Source organism: Flavobacterium ammoniigenes, from assembly GCF_020886055.1.
GTDB lineage: Bacteria > Bacteroidota > Bacteroidia > Flavobacteriales > Flavobacteriaceae > Flavobacterium > Flavobacterium ammoniigenes.
In genome coordinates this window covers 644,398-659,158 of sequence record NZ_AP025184.1, presented here as the reverse complement: position 1 = coordinate 659,158, position 14,761 = coordinate 644,398, and the positions used below count along the sequence as shown (strand labels likewise).

Annotated in this window: 14 protein-coding genes and 1 tRNA gene; 4 read left to right on the top strand and 11 right to left on the bottom strand. The window is 34.5% G+C overall.

Annotation, left to right across the window (positions count from 1 at the left end):
• Positions 1-14 precede the first annotated feature (14 nt).
• Positions 15-950 carry an HU domain-containing protein gene (locus LPC21_RS02925; RefSeq protein WP_229318014.1) on the top strand — a complete coding sequence of 312 codons (936 nt, stop codon included), beginning with the start codon at positions 15-17 and terminating at the stop codon, positions 948-950.
• 34 nt (positions 951-984) lie between these two features.
• On the opposite strand, the gene LPC21_RS02920 is transcribed toward LPC21_RS02925, so the two are convergent.
• The 5 genes from LPC21_RS02920 to ybeY form a co-directional block, all read right to left on the bottom strand.
• A complete protein-coding gene (locus LPC21_RS02920) occupies positions 985-3,258 on the bottom strand; it encodes a helix-turn-helix domain-containing protein (protein WP_229318013.1) in 2,274 nt (757 codons plus the stop codon).
• A 119-nt stretch (positions 3,259-3,377) separates the two neighbouring features.
• The gene (locus LPC21_RS02915) at positions 3,378-3,941 is read right to left on the bottom strand and encodes an OmpH/Skp family outer membrane protein (RefSeq protein WP_229318012.1); all 564 of its coding nucleotides are present in this window, start codon (positions 3,939-3,941) and stop codon (positions 3,378-3,380) included.
• A gap of 245 nt (positions 3,942-4,186) precedes the next feature.
• On the bottom strand, positions 4,187-5,035 hold the full coding sequence (locus tag LPC21_RS02910) for a class I SAM-dependent methyltransferase (protein ID WP_229318011.1): 849 nt from the start codon (positions 5,033-5,035) through the stop codon (positions 4,187-4,189).
• Positions 5,036-5,103: 68 nt separating this feature from the next.
• Positions 5,104-6,975, bottom strand: a complete 1,872-nt coding sequence (mnmG, locus tag LPC21_RS02905) for a tRNA uridine-5-carboxymethylaminomethyl(34) synthesis enzyme MnmG (protein WP_229318010.1) — start codon at positions 6,973-6,975, stop codon at positions 5,104-5,106.
• A 38-nt stretch (positions 6,976-7,013) separates the two neighbouring features.
• Positions 7,014-7,439, bottom strand: a complete 426-nt coding sequence (gene ybeY, locus LPC21_RS02900) for an rRNA maturation RNase YbeY (protein ID WP_229318009.1) — start codon at positions 7,437-7,439, stop codon at positions 7,014-7,016.
• A 288-nt stretch (positions 7,440-7,727) separates the two neighbouring features.
• On the opposite strand from ybeY, the gene gltX reads away from it, so the two are divergent.
• The gene (gltX, locus tag LPC21_RS02895) at positions 7,728-9,233 is read left to right on the top strand and encodes a glutamate--tRNA ligase (RefSeq protein WP_229318008.1); all 1,506 of its coding nucleotides are present in this window, start codon (positions 7,728-7,730) and stop codon (positions 9,231-9,233) included.
• A 30-nt stretch (positions 9,234-9,263) separates the two neighbouring features.
• On the opposite strand, the gene LPC21_RS02890 is transcribed toward gltX, so the two are convergent.
• From LPC21_RS02890 to LPC21_RS02875, 4 genes are all read right to left on the bottom strand, one after another.
• Positions 9,264-9,515 carry a DUF6327 family protein gene (locus LPC21_RS02890; protein ID WP_229318007.1) on the bottom strand — a complete coding sequence of 84 codons (252 nt, stop codon included), beginning with the start codon at positions 9,513-9,515 and terminating at the stop codon, positions 9,264-9,266.
• Positions 9,516-9,517: 2 nt separating this feature from the next.
• A complete protein-coding gene (locus tag LPC21_RS02885) occupies positions 9,518-9,868 on the bottom strand; it encodes a competence protein (RefSeq protein ID WP_229318006.1) in 351 nt (116 codons plus the stop codon).
• Between the two features lie 22 nt (positions 9,869-9,890).
• Positions 9,891-10,220 carry a YtxH domain-containing protein gene (locus LPC21_RS02880; protein WP_229318005.1) on the bottom strand — a complete coding sequence of 110 codons (330 nt, stop codon included), beginning with the start codon at positions 10,218-10,220 and terminating at the stop codon, positions 9,891-9,893.
• Between the two features lie 295 nt (positions 10,221-10,515).
• A complete protein-coding gene (locus LPC21_RS02875) occupies positions 10,516-12,612 on the bottom strand; it encodes a glutamine--tRNA ligase/YqeY domain fusion protein (protein ID WP_229318004.1) in 2,097 nt (698 codons plus the stop codon).
• 149 nt (positions 12,613-12,761) lie between these two features.
• On the opposite strand from LPC21_RS02875, the gene folB reads away from it, so the two are divergent.
• Entirely contained in the window at positions 12,762-13,121 is a 360-nt protein-coding gene (folB, locus tag LPC21_RS02870) for a dihydroneopterin aldolase (protein ID WP_229318003.1), read from the top strand.
• A 91-nt stretch (positions 13,122-13,212) separates the two neighbouring features.
• A tRNA-Cys gene (locus LPC21_RS02865) sits at positions 13,213-13,283 on the top strand.
• Positions 13,284-13,393: 110 nt separating this feature from the next.
• On the opposite strand, the gene LPC21_RS02860 is transcribed toward LPC21_RS02865, so the two are convergent.
• Positions 13,394-14,068 (bottom strand): LysE family translocator, encoded by a 675-nt coding sequence (locus LPC21_RS02860; protein WP_229318002.1) that lies wholly within the window; start codon positions 14,066-14,068, stop codon positions 13,394-13,396.
• A gap of 20 nt (positions 14,069-14,088) precedes the next feature.
• Positions 14,089-14,754, bottom strand: coding sequence for a head GIN domain-containing protein (locus LPC21_RS02855; RefSeq protein WP_229318001.1), 666 nt, complete (start codon positions 14,752-14,754; stop codon positions 14,089-14,091).
• Positions 14,755-14,761 lie beyond the last annotated feature (7 nt).

The window sequence follows — 14,761 nt, the reverse complement described above, 5'->3', positions numbered from 1 at the left end:
ATAACTTTGTTACTATGAAAATCGAAAATTACATCGCACAACTTTTATACCGTTACCAATGTGTAACTGTTCCTGGTTTTGGAGCCTTTTTGACTGAAATCCAATCTGCACAATTAGTAGAAAGTTCACACTCCTTTTTTCCTCCGAAGAAATTAATTTCTTTCAATGCCTATCTAAAAAACAACGATGGGTTATTGGCAAACCACATAGCACAAACTGAAAAAACTTCCTACGAATATGCCGTTAGCGCAATTCAATACGAAGTGTTTAATTGGAAAAAAACATTGCAGGAAACTGGTGTTTTCTCTATCAAAAACGTAGGTGATTTTTGCTTAAATGCCGATAGAAATTTAATTTTCACCCCATACGATCAAACCAATTATTTGAGTAGTTCATTTGGATTAAGTCCGTTTGTTTCTCCACTTGTTAAAAGAGAGATTTTCGAACAACAATTGGAAGCGTTGGAAGAAAACGATACAATTCAATTAGTACCAGAACACAAAAACAAATATACTTTCTTAAAGTATGCCGCTATTTTTGTATTAGGTTTGGGATTAACCGCTACTGTAGGTTATCCTATTTACCAAAATGAAATAGAAACTCAAAAAATCATTGTAGAAACTGCGGTTCAAAGACAGGTTCAAAATAAAATACAAGAAGCTACATTCTTCATTGAAAGTCCAATTCCTGCAGTAACCCTTACAGTTAAAGAAGGAAAATTACCATACCACATTATGGCGGGTGCATTTAGAGACGAAACAAATGCACAACGTATTTTTGAGAATTTAAGTGAAAAAGGATACAAAGCAAAACGAATTGAGCGCAACAAATATGGATTGTACCCGGTGCTTTATGGAAGTTTTACTACTTATGCTGAAGCTGAAAAATTGAAAAATGAAATTAGAGCTAAAGAAAATCCTCAAGCTTGGATTTTAATCGAATCATTATAAAAATTCAAACCGCCCATCAAGGCGGTTTTTTTATTTACTGTATATTCAAACTGGCCTTAAACATTCGCGCTTCTTCCCAACTGAATAAGTCACTATGTTTTTCCATCAAAGCGTTCAAAGATTCGTCTTTATAGCCTTTAAAGGCAGCGGCAAGCTCGTCTAATTTATCCGAAGGAATAATGTCTTCAATAGCAACTTTCTCGGACTGAATTAATTTGACAAAATGCCCATAAATCGTTTGTTTGGTTAACACTCTAATCGAAGCAATTTCGGCAATCGAATTGTTTTGTTTCCACAAGTCATAGGTTTCTTCAATGGTGGTTTTCTTAGTTGAAGACTTTGATTTCTTTTTTGGAAGGTAGCGCTCTTCATCCAAGTCATCTTCAATTAAGTTGGCGTTTACTTTTTTGAATGTAGCTTGAATTGCAGTCACTTTTCTATTTATATAAAGTTGAATTTCGGGAGATGTTAATTTCTCTTTCGAAATTGTTTCTCCCACCACAACAGTTTCTATGAGTAATTTGGCTTTCATCAAGCGCAAAACTGCTTTGGTTTGAAGTTCTTCTAAGAATACTAATTCATCAAAATAGGCCTTGGCTTTTTTAAGACGTTTTACTTCTTCTAATTTCCATAAAATTTCGAAAACCAACTCGTCCATTGGAGCAAAAAAATAAGTATACGCCGCTTGCATTCGCTCGGAAATGTGATTCAAATCGACTGTCTCCTGACTAAAAAGAACGTTTAATTGCTGTATAAATTTTTTAGCAGGTTCAACGACTTTCTCCATTCTTTCCGTTTGTTCTTTAGCCCAATAGGAATATTTGGCTTTGGAAGAAACCTCTGATTTCTCGTTGTAACTAAACTGATGGTTGCGCCATTCTTGAGCTAATTCGGCCCAATCAAAAGTTTCAACTAAATACTGATGAATGAAGTTTTTAGTTTCAAAATGCAAAGCATTTTCCAAATGGGTTTCCGTGGCTTTATTTAAGGAATAATCCATTACGTCTTGATCGTTAGAAATACCATTCATTTGTAACGGAGAAAGCAAAATAAGCCCTTGTAATGATCGCAAACGAGATAAAGCCACATAGGCTTGTCCAGGAAGAAAAACTTGCGAAACATCGAGAGCTGCTTTGTCAAAAGTTAACCCTTGACTCTTATGAACGGTGATGGCCCAAGCCAATTTGATCGGATAATGAACAAAGGTGCCTAAAACCTCCTCTTCAATTTCTTTAGTTGTATTGTTGACTTTGTAGCGAATGTTTTGCCATTCGTATTTTTCAACTTCAATGGTTTTGTTTTCTTCAGGAAAATGGACGAGAATCTCTTTTGCTGAAAGCGATTTGATTATGCCCATTTTTCCGTTGAAATATTTTTTGTCAAAAGAAAGATCGTTTTTGACAAACATGATTTGAGCACCTTCTTTCAGTCGTAATTGTTCCTCAACTGGGAAAATCTTGTCTGGGAAATCTCCTATTATTTCAGGAGAATACAGCCATTCTTTACCCTCTAATGAGTCCAAAGCGTCGGTATTCATAAGGTCTGCTTTGGTATTATGTGTGGTTAAGGTGATGTAACCTTTATTCGCTTTCAAATCAAAATCAGGTTGGACGTATTGATTTAATGCAGCAATATCTTCATTAGAAATTTGGTTGTTCCGTAAATTATTCAAAACCGAAATAAACGCATCATCGGTTTGACGGAAAATTTTATCCAATTCAATATACAGCGGTGGATTTTGTTGCACTACATGGGAATGAAAAAAGAATTTTCCTTGGTAATAATTCTTTAGAATACGCCACTCGTCGTCTCGAATTACAGGAGGTAATTGTAATAAATCACCAATAAACAAGACCTGAACACCGCCAAAAGGATTGTTTTTTTTGCGTACGGTTTGCATCATAAAATCCATGGCGTCTAATAAATCGGCGCGTAACATACTTACTTCGTCAATAATCAACAACTCCATATTCCTGATTACTGATTTTTTCAAAGCACTCATTTTAAAATGGCGTCGCAAGCTGACTTTGGTTTCAAACTTGGAGCCCTCTGAAAAATTGGGAGCGGAATTATCCGGGATGAATCCGCCAAAAGGGAGTTGAAACATCGAATGAATAGTAACTCCGCCAGCATTCAAAGCAGCAATTCCTGTAGGGGCAACAACAACTGTGTTTTTGTGGGTGGTTTCAATAATTTCTCGAAGTAAGGTTGTTTTACCAGTTCCCGCTTTTCCGGTTAGAAAAACAGACCGTTGCGTCTGATTGATAAATCGTAAAGTGTAAGCAGCCGCTTCGGAAATAGTTTGCATTGGGCGTGTAGATTTGAGACTGCTAAAATATTGAAAATTAATGTGTTTTGAGAAGAAAACGGCAAAAAAATGCCTTCAATCTAGTAAGATGAAGGCATTGTACTATAACAAACTAAAATTTATTTTTTAGCTGGTTCTTTTACTTCTTTAGCACCACTTGCTTTGTATTTTTCATTCAAAGCAGCAATTAATTCTTTAGTGATATCATATTGATCTTCGGCATATAAAACTGACGCCACGTCGCCTGTTCCAAAGATATAGGAGTATCCTTTTTCTTTACCGTAGGCTTTGATGAATTTTTTCACTCCAGAAACCAAAGAATCCATTTCTTTTCCGCTTTCTTGTTGCAATTGTTGAGACAATTGTTGTTGTGCGTAACCTAATTGTTGTTCTCTTTTTTGTAATTCAGCACCTTTTTGTTGTGCCCAAGCTTGTCCATTGGCTTGTGCTTGCGCTTGAAAATTTCCAGCCTCTTGTTTAAAACGATTAATTTCAGCTTCTAACAATCTTCCTTTTTCTTCGGCTTGTGCTTTGTATTTTGCTTCAAGGTCTTTGGCCTCGGTATATTCGCTCATTAATTTAGAAGTGTCAACATAAGCGGTTTTAACTTCTTTAACTTCTGCTTTTTTGTCACATGCAATAACCGAAATTGAAAGTGCAATAATTACTAATACTTTTTTCATTTTGTGAATTTGTAAATTTTAAGTGTATGAGACAAAAATATAAAAAAATAGACAGCCCCAACAAAAACTTAGAAAAATGCGGCATTATTTAGCATATCAGTTTTTGTTATCGTAATTACGATTCATATAAGTTGAAATTATTAAAATCAAATTGATAAGAAACGATATAAAAGGCGAAATTATTAAAATCTTGTTATGTGGTGGTTGATAAGAAAAAAACGCTTTAAAAACGCTTTAAATGATTTTTACCAGTTTTTAAGCACATAAATATGTGAAGAATATTCTAAATCTGATTTTGCTTTGATATTCGACCACAATCCGACAAAAAATGCTTTCACATAATTCATTCTTCCTGTTTTGTATTTTTCAGATAATAAGCTCACGTAAAACGAATCAAATTTCATAGGTAAAATTTTAACCAATTCCATTTGCTCTTTTTGAAATAATTTTTGAATGGCTGTTTTTGAGAAATGCCAAAAGTGTATCGGCACATCATAAGCTGCCCAAAATTTTCCATAATGTTGTGCGTCGAAAGATTTGAAATTTGGTACGGCAACAATTAATGATCCGGATGGTTTTAACAGACGCTTTAATTCTTTTATTTGGAAATTCAAATCTGGAACATGTTCCAATACATGCCACATAGTAATGACATCAAAAGAATGATCTTCCAATTTAGCCATTGATTCTACAAAAGAAACCCCCTTATTTATCGCGATTTGTTTTGCTTTGTCACTCGGTTCTAGCCCGGTTACTTCCCATCCATTTAGTTTAGCTACCGAAAGAAACTCTCCAGTACCAGCTCCAATATCCAAAATTTTTCCTTTGCTGGGTTGTAACGAATTAATAAGATGTAGTTTGTTTTTTAAAGCAATCGATTTTACGAAATGGTAGGCTTTTTCAAACAAAGAGCGTTTGCTATCGGTGTGCGATATATAATCGGCGCTTTCATAGTATTTTCCTAACACGTCCAAACCAGGTTGTGGATGTGTAATCAACATGTCTAATGATTCATCTAAATACAAGTCGAAGACTTCTTTAGAAACCGAATGATCTTCAACCGTAAGAAAATATTTTTTGTTTGAAATATTCATTTATTTGTATTCTTTTAAAACATCCTTTTAAAAACAAGACTTCGTGATATGGTTTCACGTGGAACAATTTATCTGCCCATATAAATTAATAATACAGAAACGTCGCTCGGAGACACACCGCTTATTCGTGAAGCTTGTGCAATAGTTGCAGGTTTGATTTTAGTAAGTTTCTGTTTAGCTTCAATAGACATGGATTTGATTTTGTTATAATCAAAATCTTCAGGTATCTTAACATCTTCCAAACGCGTTAATTTATCAGCGTTGTTTCTTTCTTTTTCTATATAACCTGAATATTTTACCTGAATTTCGGCTTGTTCCAAAATCTCTTGATCTAATTTATTTTCTTCGATATAAGCAGTTACTTTTTCAAATCGCAACATGTCATCTAAATCAATTTGCGGACGTGAAAATATTTTAAACATTTTATCTCCTTGTGTAATTAAAGCGGTGTCTTTTGCTTCCAAAATAGGATTCGTTTCCGCTACAGAAACGCTTGTGTCTTTGAAAAAATCAACCATTTTTTCAGACTCATTTCTTTTAAATTCCATTCGGCGCAAACGCGCTTCCGAAGCTAGTCCAATCTCATACGACATAGGTGTCAATCTAAAATCGGCATTATCTTGACGTAATAAAGTTCTATATTCAGCTCGGGAAGTAAACATTCTATAAGGCTCTTCTGTTCCTTTGGTAATCAAATCATCTATTAGAACTCCGATGTAAGCCTCGTCTCTTTTCAAGATTAACGGTGCTTTTTCATGTACTTTTAAATGCGCATTGATTCCGGCCATTAACCCTTGTGAGGCAGCTTCCTCATAACCGGTTGTTCCGTTTATTTGTCCAGCAAAATACAATCCCTCAACCAGCTTAGTTTCCAAGGTGTGTTTTAATTGTGTTGGTGGAAAATAATCGTATTCAATAGCATAGCCAGGTCTAAGAAATTTAACCTTTTCGAAGCCTGCTACAGAGCTCAAGGCTTTAAATTGGATGTCTTCTGGCAAAGAGGTAGAAAATCCGTTTACATAGACTTCACAAGTTTTCCATCCTTCTGGCTCTACAAACAATTGGTGTCGTTCCTTGTCTGCAAAACGGTTAATTTTATCTTCAATAGAAGGACAATATCTTGGCCCCAGACTCTTAATTCTACCATTGAACATAGGAGAACGATCAAATCCTTCTCTTAAAATATCGTGAACGTCTAACGAAGTGTAGGTCATGTGACACGACCTTTGGTGGATCAATGGTGAAGTTACATCTGAATATGAAAATTTATCAGGTTTAGCATCTCCTTTTTCTTCATTCATTTTAGAATAATCTAAAGAACGTCCATCTACACGTGGGGGTGTTCCTGTTTTCATTCTCCCTGCTTGAAAACCAGCTTTGACTAAATCTTCCGTGATACCGTAAGAAGCACTCTCTCCTGCTCTTCCTCCTCCAAATTGTTTTTCTCCAATATGAATCAATCCATTCAAAAAAGTCCCATTAGTAAGCACAACCGATTTAGCTTTAATTTCGATTCCAAGAGCAGATCGAATGCCTTTAATTTTTCCATTTTCAATGAGTAAACCACTAACCATTTCTTGGTAAAAATCTAGATTTGGAGTCGCTTCCAACATCAATCTCCACTCTTCAGAAAAACGCATTCTATCGCTCTGAACTCGCGGGGACCACATAGCAGGACCTTTGGATTTATTGAGCATTTTAAACTGTATTGCGGTCTTGTCAGATACAATTCCAGAGTATCCTCCCAAAGCATCAATCTCTCGTACAATTTGTCCTTTTGCGATACCTCCCATGGCGGGATTGCAAGACATTTGCGCAATGTTTTGCAAACTCATGGTTACCAATAAAGTGGATGAGCCTAAATTAGCAGCAGCGGCGGCGGCCTCACAACCAGCGTGACCTGCTCCGACAACAATTACATCATACTCGTTTAAAAACATTTTCTATAAGTTTAATTCTATTGGGATGGGATTGATTTTTATTGTTTGTGTTCCACGTGAAACATTGCTAATTTTTCGTCTTCTTTAGAACGCATTATTTTTTCCTCTTCGTCTGTTTTGTCCTTGTAACCACAGTAGTGTAATATCCCGTGAACTAGAACGCGTTTAAGTTCGTCTTCGAACGAAACTTTAAAATCGTTTGCGTTGTCTCGAACCCTTTCGACCGAAACAAAAATATCTCCATTGAGTTCGTTACCCATGGAATAGTCAAAGCTAATAATATCCGTGAGCGTGTCGTGATTTAGGTATTCTAAGTTGATTTTTAAAAGGTATTCATCATCACAAAAAATGTAATTAATCTCTCCTTCTTTTTTGTTTTCAGAAACAATTACTCGAGACAACCAAGTAGCAATTGCTTCTTCGTTCTCTATTGTAAACTCCGTTTCGTAATTAAAATCAATCATGTTGTAATAAAAAAAATGAATCTTTTAGTTAAAATCCGAACGCAAAGGTAATGATTGTCTAATTAATATTTTCATGTGAGTACAATATTCTAAATACGGAATAGTTACTGCCTAAATAAGGATGAGAAGTTACATGATGCTCCACATATAACTCCAGTAACCCATAAATAAAACCGGCAGGTGAATTAGTATTTTGGGATACAAAATTGAGAGAATACATGTGCGTAAAAAAATCAATTAAAAAATACATAATTTGAAGCTATATTTGCAAAAGATAAAAAAGTTAACATGTCAAAGCCAATCCGCGTGCGTTTTGCACCAAGTCCAACAGGACCATTACATATAGGCGGGGTTCGTACCGCATTATTTAATTATTTGTTTGCCAAAAAAAACAACGGAACCTTCTTTTTACGGATAGAAGACACTGACCAAAATCGTTTTGTTCCAGGTGCTGAAGAATACATTTTGGAAGCTTTAAATTGGTTAGGAATTGCTCCTGACGAAACCGTTGGGAAGAATGAAAAGTTTGGCCCATATCGCCAAAGTGAAAGAAAAGAACTGTACCAACAATATGCAGATGAATTGATAAATTCAGGTAATGCCTATTATGCTTTTGATACTGCCGAAGCTTTAGATGCCCAAAGAAAACAGCACGAAGAACAAGGCAAAACATTTATCTACAATCATCATAATAGAGAAAAATTAGATACTTCACTAGTATTGTCTAAAGACGCAACCGAGAAAAGAATTGCGTCTGGCGAAGACTATGTGATCCGATTCAAAACGCCTGTAAACGAAACCTTATATTTACAAGATATCATTCGCGGAGAAGTGAAATTTGAAACCAACCTATTAGACGATAAAGTATTGTTTAAAAGCGACGGGATGCCAACCTATCACTTAGCGAATATTGTAGACGATCATTTAATGGAAACCTCACACGTAATTCGTGGTGAGGAATGGTTGCCTTCCATGCCTTTACATGTTTTGTTGTATCGCGCTTTTGGTTGGGAAGCCCCTGAATTTGCTCATTTACCTTTGATCTTAAAACCAATTGGTAATGGAAAATTATCTAAAAGAGATGGTGACAAAATGGGTTTCCCTGTATTCCCGTTGGAATGGAAAACTCCTGAAGGATTTTCATCGGGATATAGAGAAAAAGGATTTTTTCCAGAAGCAGTAGTTAACTTTTTAGCCTTATTAGGTTGGAATGACGGGACAGAAAAAGAATTGTTTTCTTTGGAAGAATTAGTTCAAAATTTTGATTTGAACCGAGTGCATAAAGCTGGGGCAAAATTTGATCCTGAAAAAAATAAATGGTTCAATCACCACTACTTGATGCAACAAACAGATGTTAATTTGGCGAAAGCCTTCGCTCCTATTTTGAAGGAAAAAGGAATTGCATTTGAAGAAATCAAATTAATTACCATTATTTCATTGATCAAAGAGCGTGCTCATTTTGTATCAGAATTTTGGGAGTTGAGCGATTACTTTTTTGAAGCACCAAGTTCCTATGATGAAAAAGCAACCAAAAACTGGAAAGAAGAAACACCTGCTTTAATGCAAAATTTGATTTCGGTTTTAGAAGGAATTGAAGATTTTAAAGCGGCAAATATTGAAACTATTGTAAAAGAATGGATGACGGCAAACGAAATAGGAATGGGGAAAGTGATGCAACCTTTCCGTTTGAGTTTGGTAGGCGCATTAAAAGGTCCTCACCTATTTGATATTGCTGAATTAATTGGAAAAGAAGCAACCGTTGAACGAATTCAAAAAGCAATCGCTAGTTTGTAATTCTGGATTTGATATAAATAGAAAAGAGGCTTAATCGCCTCTTTTTTTATGGATAAGCCAATTGATAAAATACGGGATCGCTATTTGCAAAATCATTCCGTAAGAACTTGACAATTTAAATTGTAGCGATTTTAATGCTTCCTTAAATAAATTTTCGGGTTGGATAGATTCTTTTGTTTTTTCCACATTCAACAAAATATGTTGTAAATGAATTTCTCGTTCCAACTTAATCATTTCTAAGTCGGCATTAATTTGGTCGTAGGAAGAATATTTTTTAGCCATGCTTAATCATTAAAAAAAATGGTTGAAAATTTTTCTAAAATAGGGCCTTCAACAATCTTGTCTTTTACCAAAAACAACAAGCCTGTAACTAGTAAATAAAAACCGCCCACCGATAAAAAGCCTAAAACGATATTGTCTAAATAAGCACCTATTGCAAAAGCTACAGCAATGGAACCAAACAAAATAACCATACTCAAACATATCCCGATTAAAAGAAACTTAACCATCATAGTGGTAGATTGCATTAAGATTTTAAAACCTTGAAGTTTATAATATTCTACATAAGATTCGACATAACCTTTGGCATGTTCTTGAATTTGTTCGGATTGATTTTTTATTTCTTCAAAAGCCATAATGATATATTTTAGTTGAAACTTATTTTTGAAGTTTGGCATTTTGCTCTTTCAACTCGGCCAACTTTTGTTCTAAAAACAAAATTAAATCTTCGGTTTTGTGACTTGCGTTGGAAACCATCTCTTCAAACGAATCTTCTAGATTGTCTTTAGAGTTATTTAACTTGCTTTTTAATTGCTCTGAAACTTCGTCAAGTTTCGTTTTCAAATCGTCTTTGGCATCTTGAAAACCGTCTTTTATTTTTTCTCTTGTTTTTGTTCCCTTATCAGGAGCATACAAAATTCCAATTCCCGCTCCAATCAATGCGCCTGTTAAAAGTGCCAACAAAGAATTTCCTGAAGTATTTGACATAATTTCTTTTATTTAAAGATTTCTCCATTAAAGGTACAACAATAATTTTCTTTTTGTCCTTAAGAACTCGTTAAAGTGTCTTAATGCAAGATAAAAAACGCACAGCTGCTTTTAAAGCTTTTGTTTTACAATAAAGATGTATTGTGCTATAAAAAGAAAAAAATTGCTTTAAAACCGATTTATTTAAGCCGGTTTTAATTATTTAAATCAATAAAAAATGAAATTACAATAAAGACAATTTATAATAACAAAAACCCGCTATAAAGCGGGTTTGGAATTTATAAAAGCGAATAAATTAAATTTGGTTCAAAAGTGAAATAACCAATTCATTTTTTTCCGTTGCTTTTAATTCAAATAATGTAGGTTTGAAATTTTCTAAATTAACCGCATCGTGAATCAAATTTTGTAACACTGCTATTCGCACTAAAGCCAATTGGCTTTTTAAAGACATAGTATATAATTTTGATAAAGCCTCCGAATCAATGTCGGATGGATTTACTTTGTCTGAATGTTCTAAAATCAAATTAGCAAACAATAAAGAATTGTTGTCGTTTTTGATGTTTTTTACAATGGTTTGATTGACCAAACTATAATTATCAATGGTTTTGATGTTTTCGATAATTGTCTTCAAAATAGCTTTGGCAGCCGAAGCGTCTTTTTCTTTAACGTATTTATTGATTTCTTTTTGAGTATTCATTAATACGTTTTCTTCTTTCTTACCTTTTTCTTCCCAAGCATCTTTCAACCCAACAGTTTTATTAAAAACTAACTTTTCAGACGTTGAATCTTTATCAACGCTGAAATAACCCAACCGTTGGAACTGGAATTTATCGCCTGCTTGAACCGTTTGTAAACTTGGTTCTACAAATCCGGTGCTAATTTGCAACGAATTGGGATTCATAAATTCTAAGAAATTTTTCTCTTTATGACTGTCAGGTGCTTCGTCAATAAACAAACGATCATACAAGCGCACTTCGGCCTCAACGGCATGTTTTATCGAAACCCAGTGCAAGGTTCCTGATACTTTTCGTTGACTGGCTTCACTCCCGCTCCCGCTTCGGCTGTCTTCGTCATACGAAACATGAATTTCTGTAATATTACCGTTTGCATCTTTAACTACAGATTCCCCTTTTATGATGTAGGCGTTTTTCAAGCGAACCTCTTTTCCTATACTTAAACGGAAAAACTTGGCAGGAGCTTCTTCTAAAAAGTCTTCTCTTTCAATATATAATTCTCTAGAAAAAGGCACTTTTCTATAACCAGCGCTTTCGTCTTCTTGGTTGTTTTCGGCATCCAGCCATTCTTCATTTCCTTGTGGATAATTGGTAATAACCACTTTTACAGGATCTAAAACCGCCATCACTCGAGGCGCTGTTTTATTCAAATCTTCGCGCAAGCAAAACTCTAAAAGTGAATAATCTATCACATTTTCTCTTTTGGCAACACCAATAATATCACAGAACTTACGAATGGAATTTGGGGTATACCCTCTTCTACGTAAACCGGAAATTGTAGGCATTCTTGGATCGTCCCATCCGGCTACAAAATTTTCTTGAACCAATTGCAACAGCTTTCTCTTGCTCATTACAGTATAATTCAAATTCAAACGAGCAAATTCGTATTGATTTGGGCGCACTTGATTAGCGTCATAAATTTGGTCTAAAAACCAATTATATAACTCGCGGTGCATTACAAATTCTAAGGTGCAAATCGAATGTGAAATTTGTTCCAAATAATCACTTTCTCCATGTGCATAATCGTACATCGGATAAATTTTCCATTCATTAGCGGTTCTGTGATGATGACGGTGTAATATACGATACATCAAGGGGTCGCGCATCAACATATTAGTCGAAGCCATATCGATTTTAGCACGTAAAACATGAGTCCCTTCAGAAAACTCTCCATTTTTCATAGCTTCGAATAAAGCTAAATTTTCTTCAACTGAACGGTTTCTGTAAGGTCCGTCAACACCTGATTGGGTTGGAGTTCCTTTTTGAGCGGCCATTTCTTCTGAAGTTTGGCTATCTACATAAGCCTTACCGTTTTTGATCATTTGAACTGCCCAGTCATATAACTGTTGGAAATAATCAGACGAATACAATTCTTCGGTCCAATTAAATCCTAACCATTTCAAATCTTCTTTAATAGCATCTACGTATTCTTGCTCTTCTTTGGCGGGATTGGTATCGTCAAAACGCAAATTAACCGGCGCATTGTACTTTAAACCCAAACCAAAATTCAAACAAATTGATTTTGCGTGACCAATGTGTAAATACCCATTTGGTTCTGGCGGAAAACGAAAACGCAATTGATCCTGAGGAAAACCTGAGGCTAAACTGTCTTCTATAATTTGTTCGATGAAATGCAATGATTTTTCTTCTGATGCCATTTTAAAAAATTTGAAAGGCAAAGTTATCAAAATTGTTGATGATTCGGCGATTTGTACCCTTGTTTATTCGGTTTTAAAACTAAAAAAACAAAACATTTTGTACTTTTAACCCATCAAAACGATAAATATTTATCTAGAAAAAAATAACAATGGGGATCATCAAACTTAAAAATATTCGCACTTTTTCGTACCACGGTTGTTTGGTAGAAGAAAGTAAAATTGGATCAGATTATCGTGTGGATTTAGAAATTAAAACCGATTTACGCCAATCGTGTATCTCCGATAAATTAGCCGATACAGTAGATTATGTACTTTTAAATCAAATCGTGGAAGAGGAAATGGCGATTCGTTCAGAATTGTTAGAACATGTGGCGCACCGAATTATTGTTCGTATTTTTGCTGAAGCGCCATCTGTTTCGAGAATTAAACTAGGTGTTTCTAAAATTAATCCACCTATTGGTGGTGATGTTGAAGCAGTTACTATTGAATTAGAAGAATATCGAAACTAAGCCTAAAAAGATATCTGATTTCAAACAAAGTTTTTAGCAGAAGACTTTTAAACATTAAAGTTTTTGCTATCTTTGCAACCCAATAACAATTGGCGTCGTGGCCGAGCGGCTAGGCTGGGCTCTGCAAAAGCTCCTACTCCGGTTCGAATCCGGACGATGCCTCTGAATTAACCTCTCTTTTTGAGAGGTTTTTTTGTGTTTGTTTTTTAGAAAATTAAGTACAGATATGGTTTGAATCTGAAGATACGTCAAGAAAAAAAGGGTTGGTTTGTTTACTCTATCTTCTCCAGGGCATTTTTAACCATTTCTTTTTCTTTTGGAAACCAACCTTGAACCATTAAAGCCAATCCAAATACAATTAAAACAATACTAATTCCTTTTTTAATTTTAAGAATATTAGGAGGTGTTAATTTAGATTTTAATTGTTTAGCTAATACAATTTTTAAACAATCAACTAGTAAATAGGTTAGAATTACCGAAGTAAAAAAAGTTAGCATTCTTGGGGTTTGCATATCTAATTTTGGTCCTACTGAAATGATAATCGCCAACCAAAATCCTAAAACTCCGATATTAATCACATTTAAGAAAAACCCTTTAATAAAAAGGCTTCCGTAATTTTTTTTTATAATTTCATCTTCAATCGCTTCGTATTGAATTTTAGCTTGTTTCTTTAATTTAACAAATGAAATTATTCCGTACGCCACCATTACAATTCCACCAAAAATAAACAAAGCAGGTTTATCTTTTAGACTTGAAATTAAACGATAACTTCCTAAATAAGCGACTCCAATAAAAAAAACATCTCCTAAAACTACCCCTAAATCAAAAGCAAGAGCAGCACGAAATCCTTTAGTGATGCTGGTTTCAATTAGAATAAAGAATACAGGACCTATCATAAAACTAAGGAAAATTCCCCAAGGTAGTCCTGTTAAAATATCGTTTATCATTAAGTTTAGGTGTAAGCTAATTATTTAATTATTTTAATATGGCCTGCAGCAAAAGTCTTTTTAGTAACTTGTTTAGGGTTTCCGTAAATCATAATATCGCTTCCTGCTCTTGCTTTTGCGTCAATAAATTCAGTTGCAAAAACTTCTGCTTCTCCACCAGCATTGCTGCTAATACTAGTTTGTTCAGTAGTTAAATCTTTTCCGTTATAAATAGCGCCTGCAGAAACTAAAACATCTTGGTTTTTAGCTGTTCCTGATGTTTTTACTATAGCTCCACTTGTTAGTTTTACAGTTGCTTTAGCAACATCTAAACTAATATCTATTTTAGCTCCTTCTTTTGCAATAATATCAAAATTAGTAGCTTTAATAACATCATTATTTGAAATTTGTGATCCTTCGTTAGCTTCAATTGCATCCAAATCGGTGTAATATACCTTTGCTTTTACTTGATTTCCTTTCAATAAATTCGTTAAAGGCATTCTTAGTTTAAGTTCTCCATTTTTATTAACAAGCTCTACTTCGTCTGAGTTAACCCCTGAAAGCTCGACTTTATTTTCATCTGAAGCAATTAACTCCACTGTAATTTGATCAAAAGCGGTTACTTTATGAAAATCTCCTACTTTTTTTTCCGTTTGGGCAAAGGTTAATGAACTGATTAATAATAAACTAAATATAATTTTTTTCATACTATTG

Coding starts and splice junctions, on each gene's coding strand:
- LPC21_RS02925 (WP_229318014.1), top strand. CDS start 15: ATGAAAATCGAAAATTACATCGCACAACTTTTATACCGTTACCAATGT.
- LPC21_RS02920 (WP_229318013.1), bottom strand. CDS start 3,258: ATGCAAACTATTTCCGAAGCGGCTGCTTACACTTTACGATTTATCAAT.
- LPC21_RS02915 (WP_229318012.1), bottom strand. CDS start 3,941: ATGAAAAAAGTATTAGTAATTATTGCACTTTCAATTTCGGTTATTGCA.
- LPC21_RS02910 (WP_229318011.1), bottom strand. CDS start 5,035: ATGAATATTTCAAACAAAAAATATTTTCTTACGGTTGAAGATCATTCG.
- mnmG (WP_229318010.1), bottom strand. CDS start 6,975: ATGTTTTTAAACGAGTATGATGTAATTGTTGTCGGAGCAGGTCACGCT.
- ybeY (WP_229318009.1), bottom strand. CDS start 7,439: ATGATTGATTTTAATTACGAAACGGAGTTTACAATAGAGAACGAAGAA.
- gltX (WP_229318008.1), top strand. CDS start 7,728: ATGTCAAAGCCAATCCGCGTGCGTTTTGCACCAAGTCCAACAGGACCA.
- LPC21_RS02890 (WP_229318007.1), bottom strand. CDS start 9,515: ATGGCTAAAAAATATTCTTCCTACGACCAAATTAATGCCGACTTAGAA.
- LPC21_RS02885 (WP_229318006.1), bottom strand. CDS start 9,868: ATGGCTTTTGAAGAAATAAAAAATCAATCCGAACAAATTCAAGAACAT.
- LPC21_RS02880 (WP_229318005.1), bottom strand. CDS start 10,220: ATGTCAAATACTTCAGGAAATTCTTTGTTGGCACTTTTAACAGGCGCA.
- LPC21_RS02875 (WP_229318004.1), bottom strand. CDS start 12,612: ATGGCATCAGAAGAAAAATCATTGCATTTCATCGAACAAATTATAGAA.
- folB (WP_229318003.1), top strand. CDS start 12,762: ATGGGGATCATCAAACTTAAAAATATTCGCACTTTTTCGTACCACGGT.
- LPC21_RS02860 (WP_229318002.1), bottom strand. CDS start 14,068: ATGATAAACGATATTTTAACAGGACTACCTTGGGGAATTTTCCTTAGT.
- LPC21_RS02855 (WP_229318001.1), bottom strand. CDS start 14,754: ATGAAAAAAATTATATTTAGTTTATTATTAATCAGTTCATTAACCTTT.